Annotated in this window: 15 protein-coding genes; 6 read left to right on the top strand and 9 right to left on the bottom strand. The window is 66.8% G+C overall.

The features are described from left to right. The first annotated feature begins 232 nt into the window (after positions 1–232). From ACILR9_RS09840 to ACILR9_RS09825, 4 genes are all read left to right on the top strand, one after another. Positions 233–1,936 carry a GMC family oxidoreductase gene (locus tag ACILR9_RS09840; RefSeq protein WP_395709738.1) on the top strand — a complete coding sequence of 568 codons (1,704 nt, stop codon included), beginning with the start codon at positions 233–235 and terminating at the stop codon, positions 1,934–1,936. Between the two features lie 61 nt (positions 1,937–1,997). Further along, complete coding sequence (locus ACILR9_RS09835) at positions 1,998–2,963, top strand: peptidyl-alpha-hydroxyglycine alpha-amidating lyase family protein (protein ID WP_395709737.1); 966 nt, start codon at positions 1,998–2,000, stop codon at positions 2,961–2,963. Next, the gene (locus ACILR9_RS09830; protein ID WP_395709736.1) at positions 2,963–4,009 is read left to right on the top strand and encodes a hypothetical protein; all 1,047 of its coding nucleotides are present in this window, start codon (positions 2,963–2,965) and stop codon (positions 4,007–4,009) included. The genes ACILR9_RS09835 and ACILR9_RS09830 overlap by 1 nt, the downstream gene beginning before the upstream one ends. Positions 4,010–4,053: 44 nt before the next feature. Continuing rightward, positions 4,054–4,977 (top strand): 2-hydroxyacid dehydrogenase, encoded by a 924-nt coding sequence (locus ACILR9_RS09825; protein ID WP_395709735.1) that lies wholly within the window; start codon positions 4,054–4,056, stop codon positions 4,975–4,977. A 138-nt stretch (positions 4,978–5,115) separates the two neighbouring features. Here the strand turns inward: ACILR9_RS09825 and ACILR9_RS09820 are convergent, their stop codons facing one another. Both ACILR9_RS09820 and clcA read right to left on the bottom strand, forming a co-directional pair. Further along, complete coding sequence (locus ACILR9_RS09820; protein ID WP_395709734.1) at positions 5,116–6,369, bottom strand: MFS transporter; 1,254 nt, start codon at positions 6,367–6,369, stop codon at positions 5,116–5,118. Between the two features lie 19 nt (positions 6,370–6,388). After that, a complete protein-coding gene (clcA, locus tag ACILR9_RS09815; RefSeq protein WP_395709733.1) occupies positions 6,389–7,768 on the bottom strand; it encodes a H(+)/Cl(-) exchange transporter ClcA in 1,380 nt (459 codons plus the stop codon). A 97-nt stretch (positions 7,769–7,865) separates the two neighbouring features. Here clcA and ACILR9_RS09810 point away from each other — a divergent pair, with 97 nt between their 5' ends. Both ACILR9_RS09810 and ybaL read left to right on the top strand, forming a co-directional pair. Continuing rightward, entirely contained in the window at positions 7,866–9,161 is a 1,296-nt protein-coding gene (locus tag ACILR9_RS09810; RefSeq protein WP_395709732.1) for a tetratricopeptide repeat protein, read from the top strand. Positions 9,162–9,822: 661 nt separating this feature from the next. After that, complete coding sequence (gene ybaL / locus ACILR9_RS09805) at positions 9,823–11,466, top strand: YbaL family putative K(+) efflux transporter (RefSeq protein WP_395709731.1); 1,644 nt, start codon at positions 9,823–9,825, stop codon at positions 11,464–11,466. 167 nt (positions 11,467–11,633) lie between these two features. Here the strand turns inward: ybaL and ACILR9_RS09800 are convergent, their stop codons facing one another. The 7 genes from ACILR9_RS09800 to ACILR9_RS09770 form a co-directional block, all read right to left on the bottom strand. Further along, on the bottom strand, positions 11,634–12,014 hold the full coding sequence (locus ACILR9_RS09800; protein ID WP_395709730.1) for a nitrile hydratase accessory protein: 381 nt from the start codon (positions 12,012–12,014) through the stop codon (positions 11,634–11,636). Continuing rightward, positions 12,001–12,660 carry a nitrile hydratase subunit beta gene (nthB, locus tag ACILR9_RS09795; protein WP_395709729.1) on the bottom strand — a complete coding sequence of 220 codons (660 nt, stop codon included), beginning with the start codon at positions 12,658–12,660 and terminating at the stop codon, positions 12,001–12,003. Before nthB ends, ACILR9_RS09800 begins: the two co-directional genes overlap by 14 nt. Further along, entirely contained in the window at positions 12,657–13,307 is a 651-nt protein-coding gene (gene nthA, locus ACILR9_RS09790) for a nitrile hydratase subunit alpha (protein WP_395709728.1), read from the bottom strand. The genes nthB and nthA overlap by 4 nt, the downstream gene beginning before the upstream one ends. Positions 13,308–13,386: 79 nt before the next feature. Further along, positions 13,387–13,602: a hypothetical protein gene (locus ACILR9_RS09785; protein WP_395709727.1), complete on the bottom strand. Its 216-nt coding sequence runs from the start codon at positions 13,600–13,602 to the stop codon at positions 13,387–13,389. 57 nt (positions 13,603–13,659) lie between these two features. Next, positions 13,660–14,634, bottom strand: a complete 975-nt coding sequence (locus tag ACILR9_RS09780) for a Bug family tripartite tricarboxylate transporter substrate binding protein (RefSeq protein WP_395709726.1) — start codon at positions 14,632–14,634, stop codon at positions 13,660–13,662. Positions 14,635–14,721: 87 nt separating this feature from the next. Next, positions 14,722–15,864, bottom strand: coding sequence for an acyl-CoA dehydrogenase family protein (locus tag ACILR9_RS09775; protein ID WP_395709725.1), 1,143 nt, complete (start codon positions 15,862–15,864; stop codon positions 14,722–14,724). Positions 15,865–16,084: 220 nt separating this feature from the next. Further along, the gene (locus tag ACILR9_RS09770) at positions 16,085–16,792 is read right to left on the bottom strand and encodes a DUF2786 domain-containing protein (protein ID WP_395709724.1); all 708 of its coding nucleotides are present in this window, start codon (positions 16,790–16,792) and stop codon (positions 16,085–16,087) included. Positions 16,793–16,898 lie beyond the last annotated feature (106 nt).

The following is a 16,898-nucleotide window of genomic DNA, read 5'->3' as shown; positions in this document are numbered from 1 at the left end:
CGGCAGTGGCGCTCATGTCTCCTCCCCAGCGAAGCTGCTACGGAGTGGACACAACTCCCATCCCTCCCCCGTCTTACGGGGGAGGATTCGAAATGCGTCCACTCCGCGCAGCGAAGCTGGGGAGGAGAACATGAGCGCCATCGGAGCGGCGCGGTCCCAGCCATGACCCCGTAGCGGTTCCCTTCGATCGAAAACCGCTCTAGCGTAGCGCCAACAAATCGGGGAAACGACCGTGTACGACTATATCATCGTTGGTGGCGGATCGGCCGGATCGGTCATGGCCAACCGGCTGTCGGCCAAGAGTGCGAACAAGGTCCTGCTGTGCGAGGCCGGCCAGGATACGCCGCCGGGCCAGGAGCCGAAGGAGATCGCCGACAGCTACTCCGGCACGGCCTATTTCGACCCGCGCTTTCACTGGACCGATCTCCGGGTCCACACCCAGGTCGTCTCGCACAACAATCCGCACGAGAACCGGCCGCCGTTGCGCAAGTACGAGCAGGCGCGCGTGCTGGGCGGCGGCTCGTCGATCAACGGCCAGATGGCCAATCGCGGCGCGCCGACCGATTACGACGAATGGGCGAGCCGCGGCGCCGAGGGCTGGGGCTGGAACCAGGTGCTGCCGTTCTTCAAGAAGGTCGAGCGCGATCTCGACTTCGACGGTCCCTACCATGGCAAGGACGGTCGCATCCCGGTGCGTCGCATCCCGCCCGAGCACTGGACCGGGCACGCCAAGGCGGTGGCCAAGGGCTTCGCCGCCAAGGGTTTCAAGTTCCTGCCCGACCAGAACGGGGAATTCGTCGACGGCTACTTCCCGGTGACCCACTCCAACGCCGAGGAGCGCCGTGTCTCGGCCGCCATGGGCTATCTCGACACCGAGACGCGCAAGCGCGCCAACCTCACCATCTCGACCGGCACGCAGGTGAAGTCGCTGCTGTTCGAAGGCACGCGTTGCGTCGGCGTGACGGCGGTGACCGGCGGCCAGGAGAAGGAATTCCGCGCCAAGGAGGTCATCCTGTCGTCCGGCGCCATCCATACGCCGGCCCATCTCATGCGCGCCGGCATCGGCCCGGTCGGCCATCTCGCCGAGCTCGGCATTCCCGTCGTCGCCGGCCTGCCCGGAGTCGGCCAGCGGCTGATGGACCATCCGTCGATCGCGCTCTCCTCATTCATCAAGCGCGGCTCGCGCATGAACGAACACACCCGCCGGCACATCCATCTCGGCCTGCGCTACTCGTCGGGCCTGCCCGGGGTCCCCAAGGGCGACATGTTCGTCGCGGTGGTCAGCAAGTCGGCTTGGCATGCGGTCGGCGAGCAGATCGCCTCGCTGCTCACCTTCATCAACAAGACCTACTCGGAGACCGGCCAGGTCAAGCTCACCTCGCGCGACTATCGCAGCGAGCCTGTCGTCGAGTTCAACCTGCTGTCGGACAAGCGCGACCTCGACCGGCTGATGAGCGGCTTCAAGCTGATGGCCGCGGTGCAGCTGACGGACGAGCTGAAGCAGGTGACCGACGTCCCCTTCCCCGCCGCCTACAGCGACCGCGTGCGTGCGATCGGCGTCGTGAACACCAAGAACAAGATCCTGACCAGCATCGTGGCGCAATGCCTCGACGGGCCGGCAGCCCTGCGCCGCTACATGATCGACAAGTTCGTGGTCGAGGGCTTCACCTTCGACCAGGTGATGACCGACGACGAGGCGCTCGAGGCCTTCGTGCGCAAGGCGGCGATCGGCGTATGGCACGCGTCGTGTACCTGCCGCATGGGCCGTCCCGACGATCCGATGGCGGTGACCGACATCCAGGGGCGGGTCAAGGGCGTGCAGGGCCTGCGCGTGGTCGACGCCTCGCTGTTCCCCGTAGTGCCCTGCGCCAACACCAACTTCCCGACCCTGATGACGGCGGAGAAGATCTCCGACGCGATGATGTCGGCGGCGTGATGAGAATGAGTCTTCTCCTCCCCAGCTTCGCTGGGGAGGAGAGCTTGAAAGGGAGCCAACCATGTCAGTGATCCTGGGCAGCGGCGAGCATCGCTATCGCGTGGTCGAGAACTGGGCCAGGCTGCCCGACGGCTGGGAGTTCCGTGACGTCGCGGCGGTCGCCGTCGACAGCAAGGACCGCGTCTACGTCTTCAATCGCGGCCAGCATCCGATGATGGTGTTCGATCGCGACGGCAACTTCCTGCGCTCGTGGGGCGAAGGCCTGTTCGGCCGCGCGCACGGCATCCACATCGACAGCGACGACACGCTCTACTGCACCGATGACGGCGACCACACCGTGCGCAAGATCACCACCGACGGCAAGGTGCTGCTGACCATCGGCGTGCCCAACCAGCCGGCGCCGTTCCTGAGCGGCCAGCCGTTCAACCGCTGCACCCACACCGCCCTCTCGCCGAAAGGCGAGATCTACGTCGCCGACGGCTACGGCAATTCGTGCGTCCACAAATACACGCCGGACGGCCGCCATCTGATGTGCTGGGGCACCACCGGCACCGATCCTGGCCAGTTCAACATCGTGCACAACATCGCCACCGACGAGGACGGCTGGGTCTACGTCGCCGACCGCGAGAACCATCGCGTCCAGGTGTTCGACGGCAACGGCAAGTACGAGCTGCAGTGGAACAACATGCACCGGCCCTGTGCGCTCTACTGCTGCGGCGGCGGCAAGAACCCGCAATTCATCATCGGCGAGCTCGGGCCCGGCATGCCGGTCAACAGCAAGCACACCAACATCGGCCCGCGCCTCACCATCGTCGACAAAAAGGGTGGCGTGATCGCCCGCCTGGGCGGCGAGCATGGCCCCGGCCAGGAGCCCGGCAAGTTCCTCTCGCCGCACGGGCTGGCGGTCGATAGCAAGGGCGACATCTATGTCGGCGAGGTGAGCTACACCAACTGGTCGGGCACGCATCCGGGCACGCCGGTGCCGAAGTACCTGCGCTCGCTGCAGAAGCTCGAGAAAGTCGCCTGATGGAGAAGCAGGAGCGCCTGCACCTGATCGGCAGCATTCCGCTCGACAGCAGCGAGCAGGTGTTCCGCCGGCTGAGTGAGACGCTCGGCCCGTTCCTGCGCTGCCTGCCCGACGGCGAAACCGGCGAACGCGCGCGCTGGGTCTTTTTCCAGCGCCAGATGCTGCTCGATCATCCGGCGATGGAGATTGATCCCACGGTGCCGCCCTACAAGTTCGTCCAATGGGACGGCAAGCTGGTGCGCGAGATCGAGCAGGTCCGCTTCAAGCCTGGTAGTGATCCGCAGGGCGTGGTGTTCGAGACCGGTTACGACAAGGCGGCCCTCGCCTCGTGGGCCGTGTTCAAGCGGCTGCGCGGCGCCGGCGCGATTGCGGCAGGCATGCGCTTCCAGGTCTCCCTGCCGACGCCGCAGGCCAGCGGCTATCTCTATGTCAGCGGACCGGCGCGCCAGACCTATTTCGGCGTCTACGAGCGCGCGCTGAAATCGGCGCTGGCCAACATCGTCAGGGCGATCCCGGCCGACAAGCTCGCCATCCAGTGGGATGTCTGCCAGGAAGTCCTGGCGTTCGAGGGCTACTTCGTCGACCGCCCGGCCGACTACAAGAATCAGACCTTCGACATGCTGGGGCGACTGGGCGATGCCGTGCCGGCAGGCGTCGAGATGGGCTATCACCTGTGCTACGGCTCGCCGCGCGACGAGCACCTGGTGCAGCCCAAGGACGCGAGCATCCTCGTCGAGATGATGGAAGGAATCGCTGCTGCGACGCGCAGGCCGATCGACTTCTTCCATATCCCCGTCCCCAAGGGTCGTACCGACGACGCGTTCTACGCGCCGCTCGCCGCCTGGAAGCGGCCGGCGGCTTGCAAGCTCTACCTCGGGCTGCTGCACCATGACGACGACGCCGGCGACCGCGCCCGCGTCGCCGTGGCGCGCCGGCATGTCCCGGGCGATTTCGGTCTGTCGGCCGAGTGCGGCTGGGGCCGCACCGAGCCCGACCGGCTGCCCGGCCTGCTCAAAGGTCATCGTGATGCTGCGGAGGCACTCTAATGGTTGAACGCGTACTCGTCGTCGGACCTCGGGACACCATCTCTATGGTCGACGAACTCGCCCCCAAGGGCTTCGAGATCGTCAAGGCGCTGCACAATTCGGCGGAGATGAAGGCGGCTCTGCCCGGCACCAACTATTTCGTAGGTTTCATCCAGCAGTACGTGACGCCGCAGCTCTTCAAGGATGCGCCCAAGCTCAAGCTCATCCAGATGCTGAGCGCAGGCTATGACCGGGCCGACCTCGACGCGGCGCGCAAGAGCAAGGTGCCGCTGTGCAACAACGGCGGCGCCAACTCCGTCGCCGTGTCCGAGCACGCCGTGCTCTTGATGCTGGCAGTGTCGCGCCGCCTGATCACCCAGCACAGCAACGTCACTGCCGGGCGCTGGCACGGCAACCAGCCACCGACCGTCCATCAGGTGCGCGAGAAGGTGCTGGGCATCGTCGGCCTCGGCACGATCGGCAAGAAGGTGGCGCGGCTCGCCCAGGCGTTCGGCATGATCGTGCACTACTATGACATCAAGCGCCTGTCGGAGGCCGAGGAGGACGCGCTCGGCGTGCGCTTCCGCCTGCTACCCGAGATCCTGCGCAGCTCCGACATCCTGTCGCTGCACGTGCCGCTCAACGCCTCGACCCATCACATGATCGGCGCACAGGAGCTCGCGGTGATGAAGAAGTCGGCGATCATCGTGAACACCTCGCGCGGGCCGGTGATCGACGAGAAGGCGATGACGGCGGCGCTCTCGGCCAACAACCTGTTCGGTGCCGGTCTCGACGTCTTCGACGAGGAGCCGACGCCGCCCGACAACCCGCTGCTCAAGCTCGACAACGTGATCCTGACGGCCCACCTCGCCGGCCCGACCTGGGAGAGCAACATCACCCGCCTGCGCAACGGCTTCGACAACGTCCAGCGCGTCGCCCGCGGCGAGCCCGCGCTGTGGGTCGTGCCCGAGCTGCTGGAGGGCGCGTAGCCGCTCCCCTCCTCCCCACGCTTTGCGTGGGGAGGTGCCCCCGTAATCGGGGCGGAGGGGTCATGAGCAACACGACTGGGGCCCATGACCCCTCCGTCGCCTAAGACGGCGACACCTCCCCAGCGGAGCTGGGGAGGATCATGAGAGCGGCTTTCGATACGTCTCCTGGTACGTCAGCAGCGCCAGGAACGACCCCACAGCCGCGACCATGATCATGAAGCCCGGGCTGTAGTCGTTGCCCGTGCGCTCGACCAGCCAGGTCGCGACCAGCGGGCTGAGGCCGCCGATCAATCCCAGCGTGATGTTGTAGCCGAGCGCGATCGCCGTGCAGCGGACGCTTGCCGGCACGGCCTCGACCATGACGGTCGGCTGGCAGCCGCAGAAGGTGCCGACCGACAGCACGAAACCGAGTTGCCCGAGCAGCACGATGGCCGGGTTGGCGCTGTGCATCAGCCAGAACAACGGCCAGGACGCCACGATGGCCAGGACGGTGGCCCCAAGCATCACCGGGCGGCGCCCGACCCGATCGCTCACCCAGCCCATCGCCACCATCAGCGGCAGGAGCAGAGCCATGCTGATGGTGTTGATGCCGAGCGCCCGCGCCGGCGCCACGCCATCGACCATTTGCAGCCAGCTCACGATGTAGACGAACATCAGGTAGAAGCCGACCGAGTTGAACACCGACAGCGCGGCGAGGCGCAGCAACAGCGGCGCGTGGTCGCGAAACGCCTCGGCCAGCGGCGAGCGCTTGCGCTCCTTCGCCGACGACGCCTCCTCGTGGATGCCGCGGCGCAGCGCCAGGCCCGCCAGGCCGACCACCAGCCCCAACAGGAAGGGGATGCGCCAGCCCCACGATTCGAGGGCTTGCGGCGTCATGATCGATGCCAGCAATGCCCCCGTCGCCGAGCCCGCGAGGATGCCGCCTACCGCACCGCAGCTCGCGGTGGCGCCGATCAGGCCACGCCGATCCGACGGCGCGTGCTCGACCATGAAGACGACGGACGTGGTGTACTCGCCGCCGACCGACAGGCCCTGGATCATGCGCAGCAGGGTGAGCAGGATTGGCGCGGCGACGCCGAGCGTGGCGTAGCCCGGCAGGGCGCCGACCAGGAAGGTCGGGATCGCCATGGCAGCCACCGAGAAAGTAAGCGCGGCCCGGCGCCCGAAGCGGTCACCGATGTGGCCGATCAACGCGCCGCCCACAGGCCGCATGAAAAAGCCGACGGCGAAGATGCCAAAAGCCGCCAGCACCTGCGCCACCGCGTCCTGGCTCGGGAAGAAGACCCGCCCGATCGCCGCGGCGAAGTAGCCGTAGACGGCGAAATCGTACCACTCGAGCACGTTGCCGATGGCCCCGGCCGCAATGACCCTGCCTGTGTTGCTGCCGGCCATTGTTCCCCTCAAATATCTCTCAGCGCCTGTGGTCGTCGATGCCGACGGGCGACGACGCTGCAATCGATCGCGCGCGCAGCTCCTGGCCGGCCAACCTGAGGGCGCGCTCCAGCAGCACCTCGTAGATCGGCCGGCCCTTCAGCTCCTCGGCGACCACATGCGCCGTCACACAGGTGATAAGCGTCGGCAGGATCAGCTCGTAGCCGCCAGTCAGTTCGACCACCAGCACAACGCCGACCAGAGGGGCGCGAATGGTCGCCGAGAACAGGCCGCCCATCGCCGCCACGGCAAACGCCGCCGCCATCATCGGCGGCACGGGAAGCGAGGTCGCCGTCAGCAGGACCTCGACGATCCCGGCAGCCACCAGGCCCACCATGGTGGCGAGCGCCAGCAGCGGCGAGAAGATGCCGGCCGGCACCCCCACGGGATAGCTCGCCATGGTGCCGACAAAACGCACCAGGGCGATCAGCACCAGCCCGAGGAACGGCACGCTGCTGACCACCATCTGGGGGATCAGGGTCTCGCCGCCGCGCACTGCCAGCGGCAGCACGATGGTAAGCGCACCGACGGCCGCGCCGACGATCACGGGATAGAGCCAGGGCCAGCGCTTGAACGCCGCCGCCCGCCAATCGAGAGCAGCGACGAGAGTCCGATTGAACACGACGCCGAGCACCCCGAGCCCCGCCCCCAGCAGCACGAAGACCGGCAGCAGGGGCAGCGGCATGGCCTGGGTATCGAGGCGCAGCTGCGGCGCGGTGCCGCCGACCAGCTCCATGGCAAAGGCGCTCGCCGCCGAGGCGATGATGACGGTGACGTAGGACCGAAAGGTGTATCGGAACTGCTTTCGTGTCTCCTCGACCACGAACAGGATGGCGGCGAGCGGCGCATTGAAGGCGGCGGCCAAACCGGCTGCGGCGCCCGCCGCCAGCATGGTGTGCAGGTCCAGACGCATGAAGCGCAGCCGCTCGGCCAGAAAAGCGGCGATCGAGGCACCTATATGGATGGTCGGTCCCTCGCGCCCGCCGACCAGACCGGCCGACAGGCTGAGCACGCCACCGATGAACTTGACGGGAAGGACCCGGCGCCACCGGATCTCGTGCACACCTTCCAGCGCGCCCTCGACCTGCGGCACGCCGCTGCCCGAGGCTTCGGGGGCGATGCGATCGGTGAGGATGTAGGCCACGGTGACGGCGGTTGCTGCGATGGCGGCTGCAAGAACGATCGTCAGCGGCGTCGACCCAACCCAGCCGGCCAACCATCCTGGCCAGGCCATCAGCGCGTTGACGCAGAGATGGAAGGCCGCGCCGACGATTCCAGTGACGAAGCCGCACAGCCCGGCGATCGTGTAGAAGAGGCCGTCGAAGATCGCCGGGTGCTTCGGTCGATCTTCTGAGCTCAAGACGTGACTCCTGTTCTGGCCGGCCTCGTGCTGGCGTAGCATCGGGATGAGTGGGAGACAATGGCCGGCAGCGCCGGCCCTATGGAGACCGAGCGGCATGTTGATCGATCGTTATGGCTTGTCCGTCAGCACGAATTCCGAGGCGGCGCGCGACGCCTATGTCGCCGGCTGCGATGCCGTGCTCACCGCCTGGCACGGCGACGCCGACCACCTGTCTCGGGCCATCGCGGCCGATCCCGCGTTCGCCGTGGCGCATGCGGCGCTGGCGCGCGCCCGCTTCCTGCAGGCCGACGTCGCCGGCGCCCGCGAGGCGGCGGCGCGCGCCCGCGAGCTCGCCGCAGGCACCACGCCGCGCGAGCAGGGCCATATCGATGCATTGTGCCTGGCCATCGAGGGCAAGCCGGTCGAAGCTCTGGCCGCCACCCGGGCCCACCTCACCGATCACCCGCGCGACGCCATGGTGGCATCGCCGGCGACCGGCGTGTTCGGCCTGATCGGCTTCAGCGGCCGGCAGGGCCGCGAGCCCGAGCAGGTCGAGTTCCTCGAGGCGTTGCGCCCCCATCTCGCCGACGATTGGTGGTTCCAGGCCGTGTACGCCTTCGCCCTCGAGGAGGTCGGCCGGCTCGACGAAGCGCTCGACCTGATCGAGCGCAGCATGGCGGCCTATCCGCGCAATGCCCACGGTGCGCACATCAAGGCGCACGTGCTCTACGAGATGGGCGAGGATCGCCGGGCGCTCGACTATCTCGAAAGCTGGCTGCCCGATTATCCGCGCCCCGGCCTGATGCATTGCCACATCTCCTGGCACATCGCCTTGTTCGCCCTGATCGTGGGCGATACCGGGCGGGCCTGGCAGGTCTACGAGGCGCAGGTCCATCCCGGCGGCGCCTGGGGACCGGCGCTCAACGTCGCCACCGACGCGCCGGCCTTCCTGTGGCGCGCCGAGCTGGCCGGTCAGCCGCGCAAGGCGTCGCTGTGGGGCGAGGTGCGCGACTATGCGCTGAAGTCGTTTCCCAAGGCCGGTATCGCCTTCGTCGATGTCCACCGGGCGCTGGCCTGCATCGCCGCCGACGACCAGGACGGCATCGCCGGCATTGTCGGCGAACTGCAGCAGCGCGCCGCGACAGGCCGCTCGCCGGCCGGCGACGTGGTGCCCCGCCTCGCGATCGGGCTTGCCGCCTACGGGCGCGGCGACTGGCCTGCGGCAATCTCGATCCTCGAAACAGCACTGGCCGAAACCGTGCGAATCGGCGGCAGCCGCGCGCAGCGCGATCTCGTCGAGAACACGCTGCTCGCCGCCCACCTCAAGGCCGGCCGAATCGACCAGGCCAAGGCGCTGGTCGCCAACCACACCGGCCGCCGGCCCTCGGTTCCCGTCGCCGGGCTGTTGTGACCGCTTGGTGTAATCCGCGATGCGGGAACCATATCAAGCGGGCAGCGTAGGAATTGTCGTAGCGCAATCTCCAAGACTGCGCAGGGGATGAAGGAAGGTTGTGCTGAAGCGGCCAGATCGCAACGAGGGAAGCTCATGATACGAGGCAGGGTGCCGACTGCCCTCCGCCCTGCCGTCCTGGCATTCATCCTGAGCTTGGCCGCCATCGGAGCCAGCCCCTTCGCTCTCCCGGTTGTCGCGCAGATATGGATATCGCCTGCAATCCTGGCCGATCCCGGGTCGTCGAACCGTGGCTTGTTGCCGGCGAAGACCGCCCTTCGCGCCCTTTCCCGGCCACGACAGGCCGACCCCGTTCCGGAACCACCCGAGCGGGTCATAGCGACTAGTCCCGTAGCTTGCCACCGTTCGATTTATGCCATCGCTGGCGCGACGGACGCGCAAGTCGGGCACAGGTCTCGCGTGGTCAACGGTGGCCCGCGCGGTCCGCCAGATTCTCCGGTGGCGCACGTCCTCTAAACCGATAGCGGATCGCCGAGGCCAACCGGCGCGGCGTCTACACTGCCGCATCGTTACGACAGGGCCGTTTGCATCAGGCTTACGCCGACCGCACCGTGTCACGCCCTGCTTGTTTGCTTCATCTCCTCGCGACAAGGCAGCTGGAATGCCCGAACACCACACTCCCCTCATCGCGACGATCGCCGCGGGGTTGATGCTCGCCTTCGTGCTGGGCCTCGGCGCCCACCGGCTGCGAATCCAGCCGATCGTCGGCTACCTGCTGGCGGGCGTCGCGGTCGGCCCCTTCACGCCGGGATTCACAGCCGACCTGTCGCTTGCCGCGGAGTTGGCGGAGATCGGCGTGATCCTGCTGATGTTCGGCGTCGGCCTGCACTTCTCGCTCAAGGACCTGCTGTCGGTGGCACACATCGCCGTGCCGGGTGCGGTTGGGCAGATCGTCGTGGCGACCTTCATGGGGGCCGGTCTCGCCCACTTGCTGGGCTGGTCGTTCGCAGCCGGCCTGGTCTTTGGCCTCGCCCTGTCGGTAGCGAGCACGGTGGTGCTGATCCGCGCCCTGCAGGAACGGCACATTCTCGACACCGACCGCGGACGGATCGCCGTGGGTTGGCTGGTCGTCGAGGACTTGGCCATGGTGCTGGCGCTGGTCCTCGTGCCGTCAGCCGCCGTCATCACGGCCGGCGACGGCGTGCCGCCGAGCCGGATGGTGTTCCTGCTGCTCGTGACGCTGGCCAAGGTCTCCCTCTTCGTCGCCCTGATGCTGCTGGTCGGACGACGCCTGATCCCGTGGCTCATGCACCACACGGCGCATACGGGTTCGCGCGAGCTGTTCCGGCTCGCCGTCTACGCCATCGCGCTCGGTGTCGCTTTCGGGGCAGCCAAGCTGTTCGACGTCTCATTTGCGCTGGGCGCCTTCTTCGCCGGCGTCGTGATGGGCGAAAGCGAGCTCAGCCAGGAGGCGACCGAGGAGGCGATGCCGCTGCGCGACGCCTTCGCCGTGCTGTTCTTCGTGTCGGTCGGCATGCTGCTCAATCCGCATGTCTTCGTCGAGGCGCCGCTCGCGGTGCTGGCGACGGTGGGCATCATCGTGCTCGGCAAGTCGATCGCCGCCTATCTGATCGTGCGCCTCTTCCGGCTTCCGAACGCAACGGCGCTGACAGTCTCGGCCAGCTTGGCGCAAATCGGCGAGTTCTCCTTCATCCTGATCGGCCTCGGCATATCGCTCTCCCTTGTGCCGGCCGAGGCGCGCGACCTCGTCCTGGCCGGCGCCATCGTCTCGATCGTGCTCAATCCGCTGATGTTCGGCCTCATCGATCGCTTGCGCCCGCGCGCACCACAAGGCACGTCCCCGAAGCCATCCGACATCGTGCCGACGACCCTCACGGGCCATACCGTGCTCGTCGGTTACGGCCGCGTCGGCTCGTATGTCGGCGCAGCGCTGGCAGGCCCCAAGGATCCCTGCGTCGTCATCGAAACCGGCCGGCGGGCCATCGAGCAGGCGCGCCGCGACGGGGCGGAAGTGATCGAGGGCAATGCCGCACGATCCGACGTCCTTGCCGCCGCCAATCTGACGCAGGCACGCCGGCTCATTGTCACCATTCCGGAGGCCTTCGAGGCCGGCCAAGTCGTCGAGCAGGCACGCGCGGCCCATCCCTCCCTGGAGATTCTCGCGCGCGCTCACTCGGATGCCACCCTGGAGCATCTTACCGTTCTCGGCGCCGACCTGGTCGTATCCGGCGAACGCGAAATTGCCGAGCGGATGCTGGACCGGCTTCGCGAGACAGGGGCGTAGGGCCATCGTTTTGGCCGCAATGGCATCATAGAGTGCCATCGTCCAGCGTCCTTACCCAACGACCCGTTCGTGTCGTCGAAAAGCGAACCCGGACAAGGTCAACATGGCGTCGGCCGGCACCGCCGCCGACACGGCCAAACTGGGGCAGGTCATCCAGGTCGCCAACATCACCCTGGAGTAAGAGGTGTGTCTTCCCCGACCTGCAGCTCGACCGGCTTGCCGTGCGGCGTGCGCCGGTAGGCGGCCTCCCAGGCGTTGGTGCGACCGTCGAGCGTGCCAAGATCGGTCAGGCCCTTGGCGAGGCAAATCCGTTCCAGTGCAACCAGCCAATGCTCATAGTAATGTGAACCGTCATCGGGGGTGCCACGCACCGTCGCCTCGCGCAGCACGGCGGCAAGCGTGTCGGCCCATTCGCTCCACGCGAAAGCGCCACGCCGGTTGAGCTCGACGGCAAGCGCGAAGGCCTGTGCCTGCCACGGCTCGGCGAACACCGGGCCGTCGGCGTCCCGCGGTAATCCCGGCAGGCCGACTGCGTCAGACAGGCTCAAGATACTCCTCCCAGAGATCAATGAGGACGGCATCGGCGGGATTTGCGGCCTCGCCCCACAGCTCGCGCGCGGCGAAGCGCACGGTGTAGAGCCGATGCGCCGCCTCGCCCTTAAAATGGGCGTTGGAATCGGGAAACACGTGCGTGCGATGGTCGAGCTCGACCGTACCCTGGCGGCCGCGCGCATAGCGCGGCAGACGCGTGTGGCCGACTGGGTTGATGTTCTTGGCGCGCACCTTCTGGCCGATGGCGAAGCGCGGCGGCGCCGACGTCTCGCGTTCCGACGAACCGCGGGCGGTCGCGATCCTCGGTATGTCGGCGGCTTTCACCGGCGGCGTCATCTTCGGCGCTGCGGCATCCGCCTTGCCCGTCGCCAGCTCCCCGGTCGTGATCAACCCCTTCTCAAGAATCAGCACCTCAAGCGAGCGCAGCCATTTCTCGTAGTAGCTCGACTCGAGATACTCGGCGGCCGGCATCTTCTCGATGCTGTGACGGCCGGCATCGATGTTCCACCGTTGCCACGCCCCCATCAGGCGGCGCATGGCATAGACCTTGCCCTCCCACGGCGCATGGAACACCGGCTCGTCCGCCTCGGGCAGGACCGGGCCGAAACCATGCATGCCGCCCATGTCGTGCACGCCGTTCATGGCTTCGCCTGCCCTTCGGGCGCCGCCGGCAGTGCCACGCCGATCATGGCGTCGCGACTGACCAGGTCGGCGAGCGCTTCCTCTTCCAGATTGTCCGTGTTGGGCGGCCGCTGCGGCAGGACGAGATAGCGGATCTCGGAGGTCGAATCCCACACGCGAACCGAGACGTCCTCGGCGAGCCGCAGGCCGAACTCGGACAGGACGCCGCGCGGATCGATGACTGCCCGCGATCGATAGGCGTAGGACTTGTACCAGACCGGCGGTAGGCCGAGCACAGGCCACGGGTAGCAGGAGCACAGCGTGCAGACGACGAGGTTGTGCACCGACGGTGTGTTCTCGACCACGACCATGTGCTCGCCCTGCGCGCCGCTGTAGCCCAGCTCGGCAATCGCCGACGAGGCATCCTTGAGCAGCCGCGCCTTGTAGTCCGGATCGGTCCAGGCCCGCGCCACGACGCGGGCTCCGTTGCGCGGCCCGATCTTCGATTCGTAGGTGTCAATCAGCGCGTCGAGCGCCGCCGGATCGACGAGACCTTTCTCGACGAGCAGCGACTCGAGAGCCTTGACCCGGAGCGCCGTGGCCGACGGAACATCCTGCCCGTCGTGGTCATGCTCGTGCCCATGGTCATGATCGTGGTCATCGCCCATCGCCAACCTCCTCGCACAACGCCTCTCAGCCAGACTCTCGGGCAAGCGCGGCGCGGCCGTCAAGATTGCCGGCGGCGCCCTACACTCGCGCCAGATCGAGCAGGAAGCCCGGGATCATGAGGCCCAGCATGATGGCAATCACGACGAGCGCGATCAGCCACGGCGGGATGGTCCACAGCGGCGGCCTGGTGTCGGGCGTCTGGGTGTCGAGCCGTGCCGCCAACCTGCCCTCGATCCTCATGAAGGCAGGCGTCCGCCAATTGCGCACGATCTCCGATTCGTACGGGCTATTCACAAGGCGATCTTAGCCGATTTCGCAGCCCTGTGCTCTTCGAACCGCCGACCGCAGGGGTCACTCGACCTTGAGATCGAGGTCCTTGATCATCGACTTCCATACCTGGAGCTGATCCTTCTGATACTGCGTCGCGTGCTGCCGCGTCGACGGCGTCGGCACGAAGCTGCTTTGCAGCAGCTTGGACCTGAACGCATCGGTTTCGAGGATCTTGACCACCTCCTTGTTCAGGCGGTCGAGAATCGGGTCAGGCGTGCCAGCCGGCGCGACAAGGGCCCACCAGCCGTCCATGTTCGGCGGAGTCGGCAGGCCGTACTCGACAAATGTCGGAACGTCGGGCAACAGCACGTAGCGCTGAGCAGCTGGCACGCCAACCGGCCGCACCTTGCCGGACCGAATCATGCCCAGCGAGGCCGGTACGTCCGCCACCATGAGCTGCACGTGGCCGCTGATCAGGTCGGCCAGCGCCTGCGGCGTCGACTTGTAGGCCACGTGGGTCACGTCGAGCTGATGGATATTCTTGAGATAACCGCCATAGGCGATCCCGCCCGTGTTGCCGCTCGCGTAGTTGTACTTCCCGGGATTGGCCTTGATCAGCTTGATCAACTCCGGTGCGGTCTTGGCATCGACGTCGTTGTTCACCAGCCACACGTAGTTGACCGACGCGACCAGCGTGACGTAGCTGAGGTCCCTGACCGGATCGTAGCGGACCCCGCTGGTCAGGCCGCCAGGGCTCGCCGCAAGACCGGAGTTGGTGAGCAGTCCAAGGATGTATCCGTCGGGCGGCGAGGTAGCGACGAGTTCGGTACCCACCGTCGTGTTGTTGCCTGGCTTGTTGTCCACGACGATCGCCTGGCCCAGCGCCTGGGACAGCGGGTCGGCGAGCATACGGGCCAAGATGTCGCTCCCGGACCCTGCGGCGAACGGCACGATGAGACGGATGGGCTTGCTTGGATAGGACTGCGACGCGGCGGACACGGCGGTCAGGAGACTCGCGGCGGCAGCGAGACCGGCGAGCCAGCGGACGATCTTCAAGGGGCTTCCTCCTACTACAATGTATCGGTCTGATGCGTCATTGGAGCTTGCCATAGCTCACTGTGGCAGGTGATGTCCGGGCGCGGCTCAGGCCTTGAAGCCGAGTTCGCGCATGATGATGTTCTTCTGGATCTCGCTGGTGCCTTCGCCGATTACGTAGACCAGCGCATCGCGATGGATACGGCCCACCGGATACTCGCGCATGATGCCGGCGCCGCCGTGGATACGGATTGCCTGCTCACTCACCGCCACCGCCGTCTCGCTCGCGATCAGCTTCACCCGCGCTGCGGTCGCGGCATCCAGTGTGTTCTGGTCCACGCGCCAGGCGCCATAGTAGACCAGCCACCTGGCCGCCTCTATCTGGGCCGACATCTCCGCGAGCTTGTGGCCGATCGCCTGGTAGTCGCCGACGCGCTTGCGGGCAACCAGGCGGGTATCTGCATAGGCGGCGGCCGCATCGAAGGCTGCCCGGGCCATGCCGAGCGCATTGGCCGCGACGCCGACGCGGTTCTCGCTCAGCGACGCCAGGATCACCGGGTACGTGCCAAGGCGTCCGCCCAGGACGCAGTCGTCGGGGACGAACACATTCGCGAGATGGATCAGACCGGTCTCCGATGCGCGGATGCCCTCTTTCTTCAGCTTTCGGATGTCCATGCCCTCGGTCGGCAGCTCGACGATGAACAAGCTGACGGCGTCGCCCGTGAGCTCCGGCGCGGTTCGGGCTGCGACGAGCAGGAAATCGGCGATGGGCGCGTTGGTGATGTAGAGTTTGCTGCCGTTGAGCTTCCAGCCGCCTGCGGTGCGCTCTGCGCGTGTCTTGAGCGCGCGGATATTCGAGCCGCCATCGGGCTCGCTCAACGCGAAGCCGGCGATTTTCCTTCCCTGCACCGCGGGTCGGAAGAAGCGCGCACGCTGCTCATCCGTGCCCGCCCTCCAGATCGGCCAGATCCCCAGATGGCTGTGCGCCGACCAGCTGGAGGCGAACCCCTGGCTCATGTAGCTCAGTTCTTCGCGCACGATGCAGTCGCTTATTTTGTCAAGGCCGCTACCGCCATCGCTTTCGGGGTAGCGGACGCCCAACAACCCGAGCTCACCCCATCGGTCGAACACCTCGCGCGGCAGGACCTCGCTTTCTTCCGCCGCCATCACCAGCTGTTGATGCTCCGACTGACACAAGCGCCTGACCGTATCGCGTACGGCAATGTGCTGCTCCGAGAAGGCGAAATCCATGGTGGTCGGCTATTCTCAATAGCGATTGTTGTTCTTTTGGAAGAAAGGTGCCGAAATGAGAGAATGAGGTCAACGGAGAACGTCAGCACGCGCTCAAAGGAGTGATCGGTTCAAGTGGAAATAGATGAGGCGTCGAGAAGGATCAGGCTCATGCTCTTCCGGACCGAGAGCGGGACGCTCGCGGTCCGGAAGAGCATGATCAAGGTGAGAAAGCACTACTCTAGCCGCTTCGTCGGGCATCGATCGCCAGCGTTCCGCCCGCTTCCTCCCCGGCCTCGTAGGCGAGCGGTGACACCAGGCGGCGGGCGCTTGGCACCATGCGCAGTGCGAGGCCCAGCCTCTCGATCTCCGTATCGACGACCGACCGCTTCAGGACGACGACGGCGCAGCCGGTGCCGCGGCAACCCTGCTCGCGTGCCGCCTTCATCGCCATGAGCTTGTCGGCGATCGAGGCGATCATGCCCAGCGTGAATGACACATTGGCCAGATGGCGCTCCTGGTGGCGAAAGGCCCGGTAGGGCGGCGTGGTCTTGTACCGGCCAAGCTCGGTTCGCACCGCGTTGTCGATCACCTCGGTGAGACAGTGAGCGGCCTCGATATCGGCGCGCAGACCGAAGAAGACCCAACGGACACCTGACCGATGCTTCTCGCGCCACACCCGACAGCCGCAAAACTCGGCGACGGCGCCGACGCACTCGTCGAGCGGGACGCGCTTGTTGCGTTCCGCCTCGTAGGCGAGCTGCTCGCAGGACGACCGACGGACATCGACATCGGCCAGGGAAAGCTCGTAGCGGCCGAGCAGCTCCGCCACCTTGGCCGCCGCGGCCAGGGCCTCGCCTTCGGTGCATCCGTTGGCGACCGTCTTGGCGCGCAGCGCCTGGATGCGCTGGCGCAGCCGGTCGAGGGTCGTGGGATCGGGGCTGGCCACTACAGTTCCCTAGATAGAAAGGTCCCTCGCTGCGCTCGGGATGACACTGTTGTTGTTACTTGCAACAATAGTGGTGTCATCCCGAGCTCAGCGACGACCTTTCTCT

The sequence above is a fragment of the Reyranella sp. genome, assembly GCF_044224635.1.
In the GTDB taxonomy this organism is placed as follows: domain Bacteria; phylum Pseudomonadota; class Alphaproteobacteria; order Reyranellales; family Reyranellaceae; genus Reyranella.
This window is presented reverse-complemented; position numbering and strand designations above follow the sequence as displayed.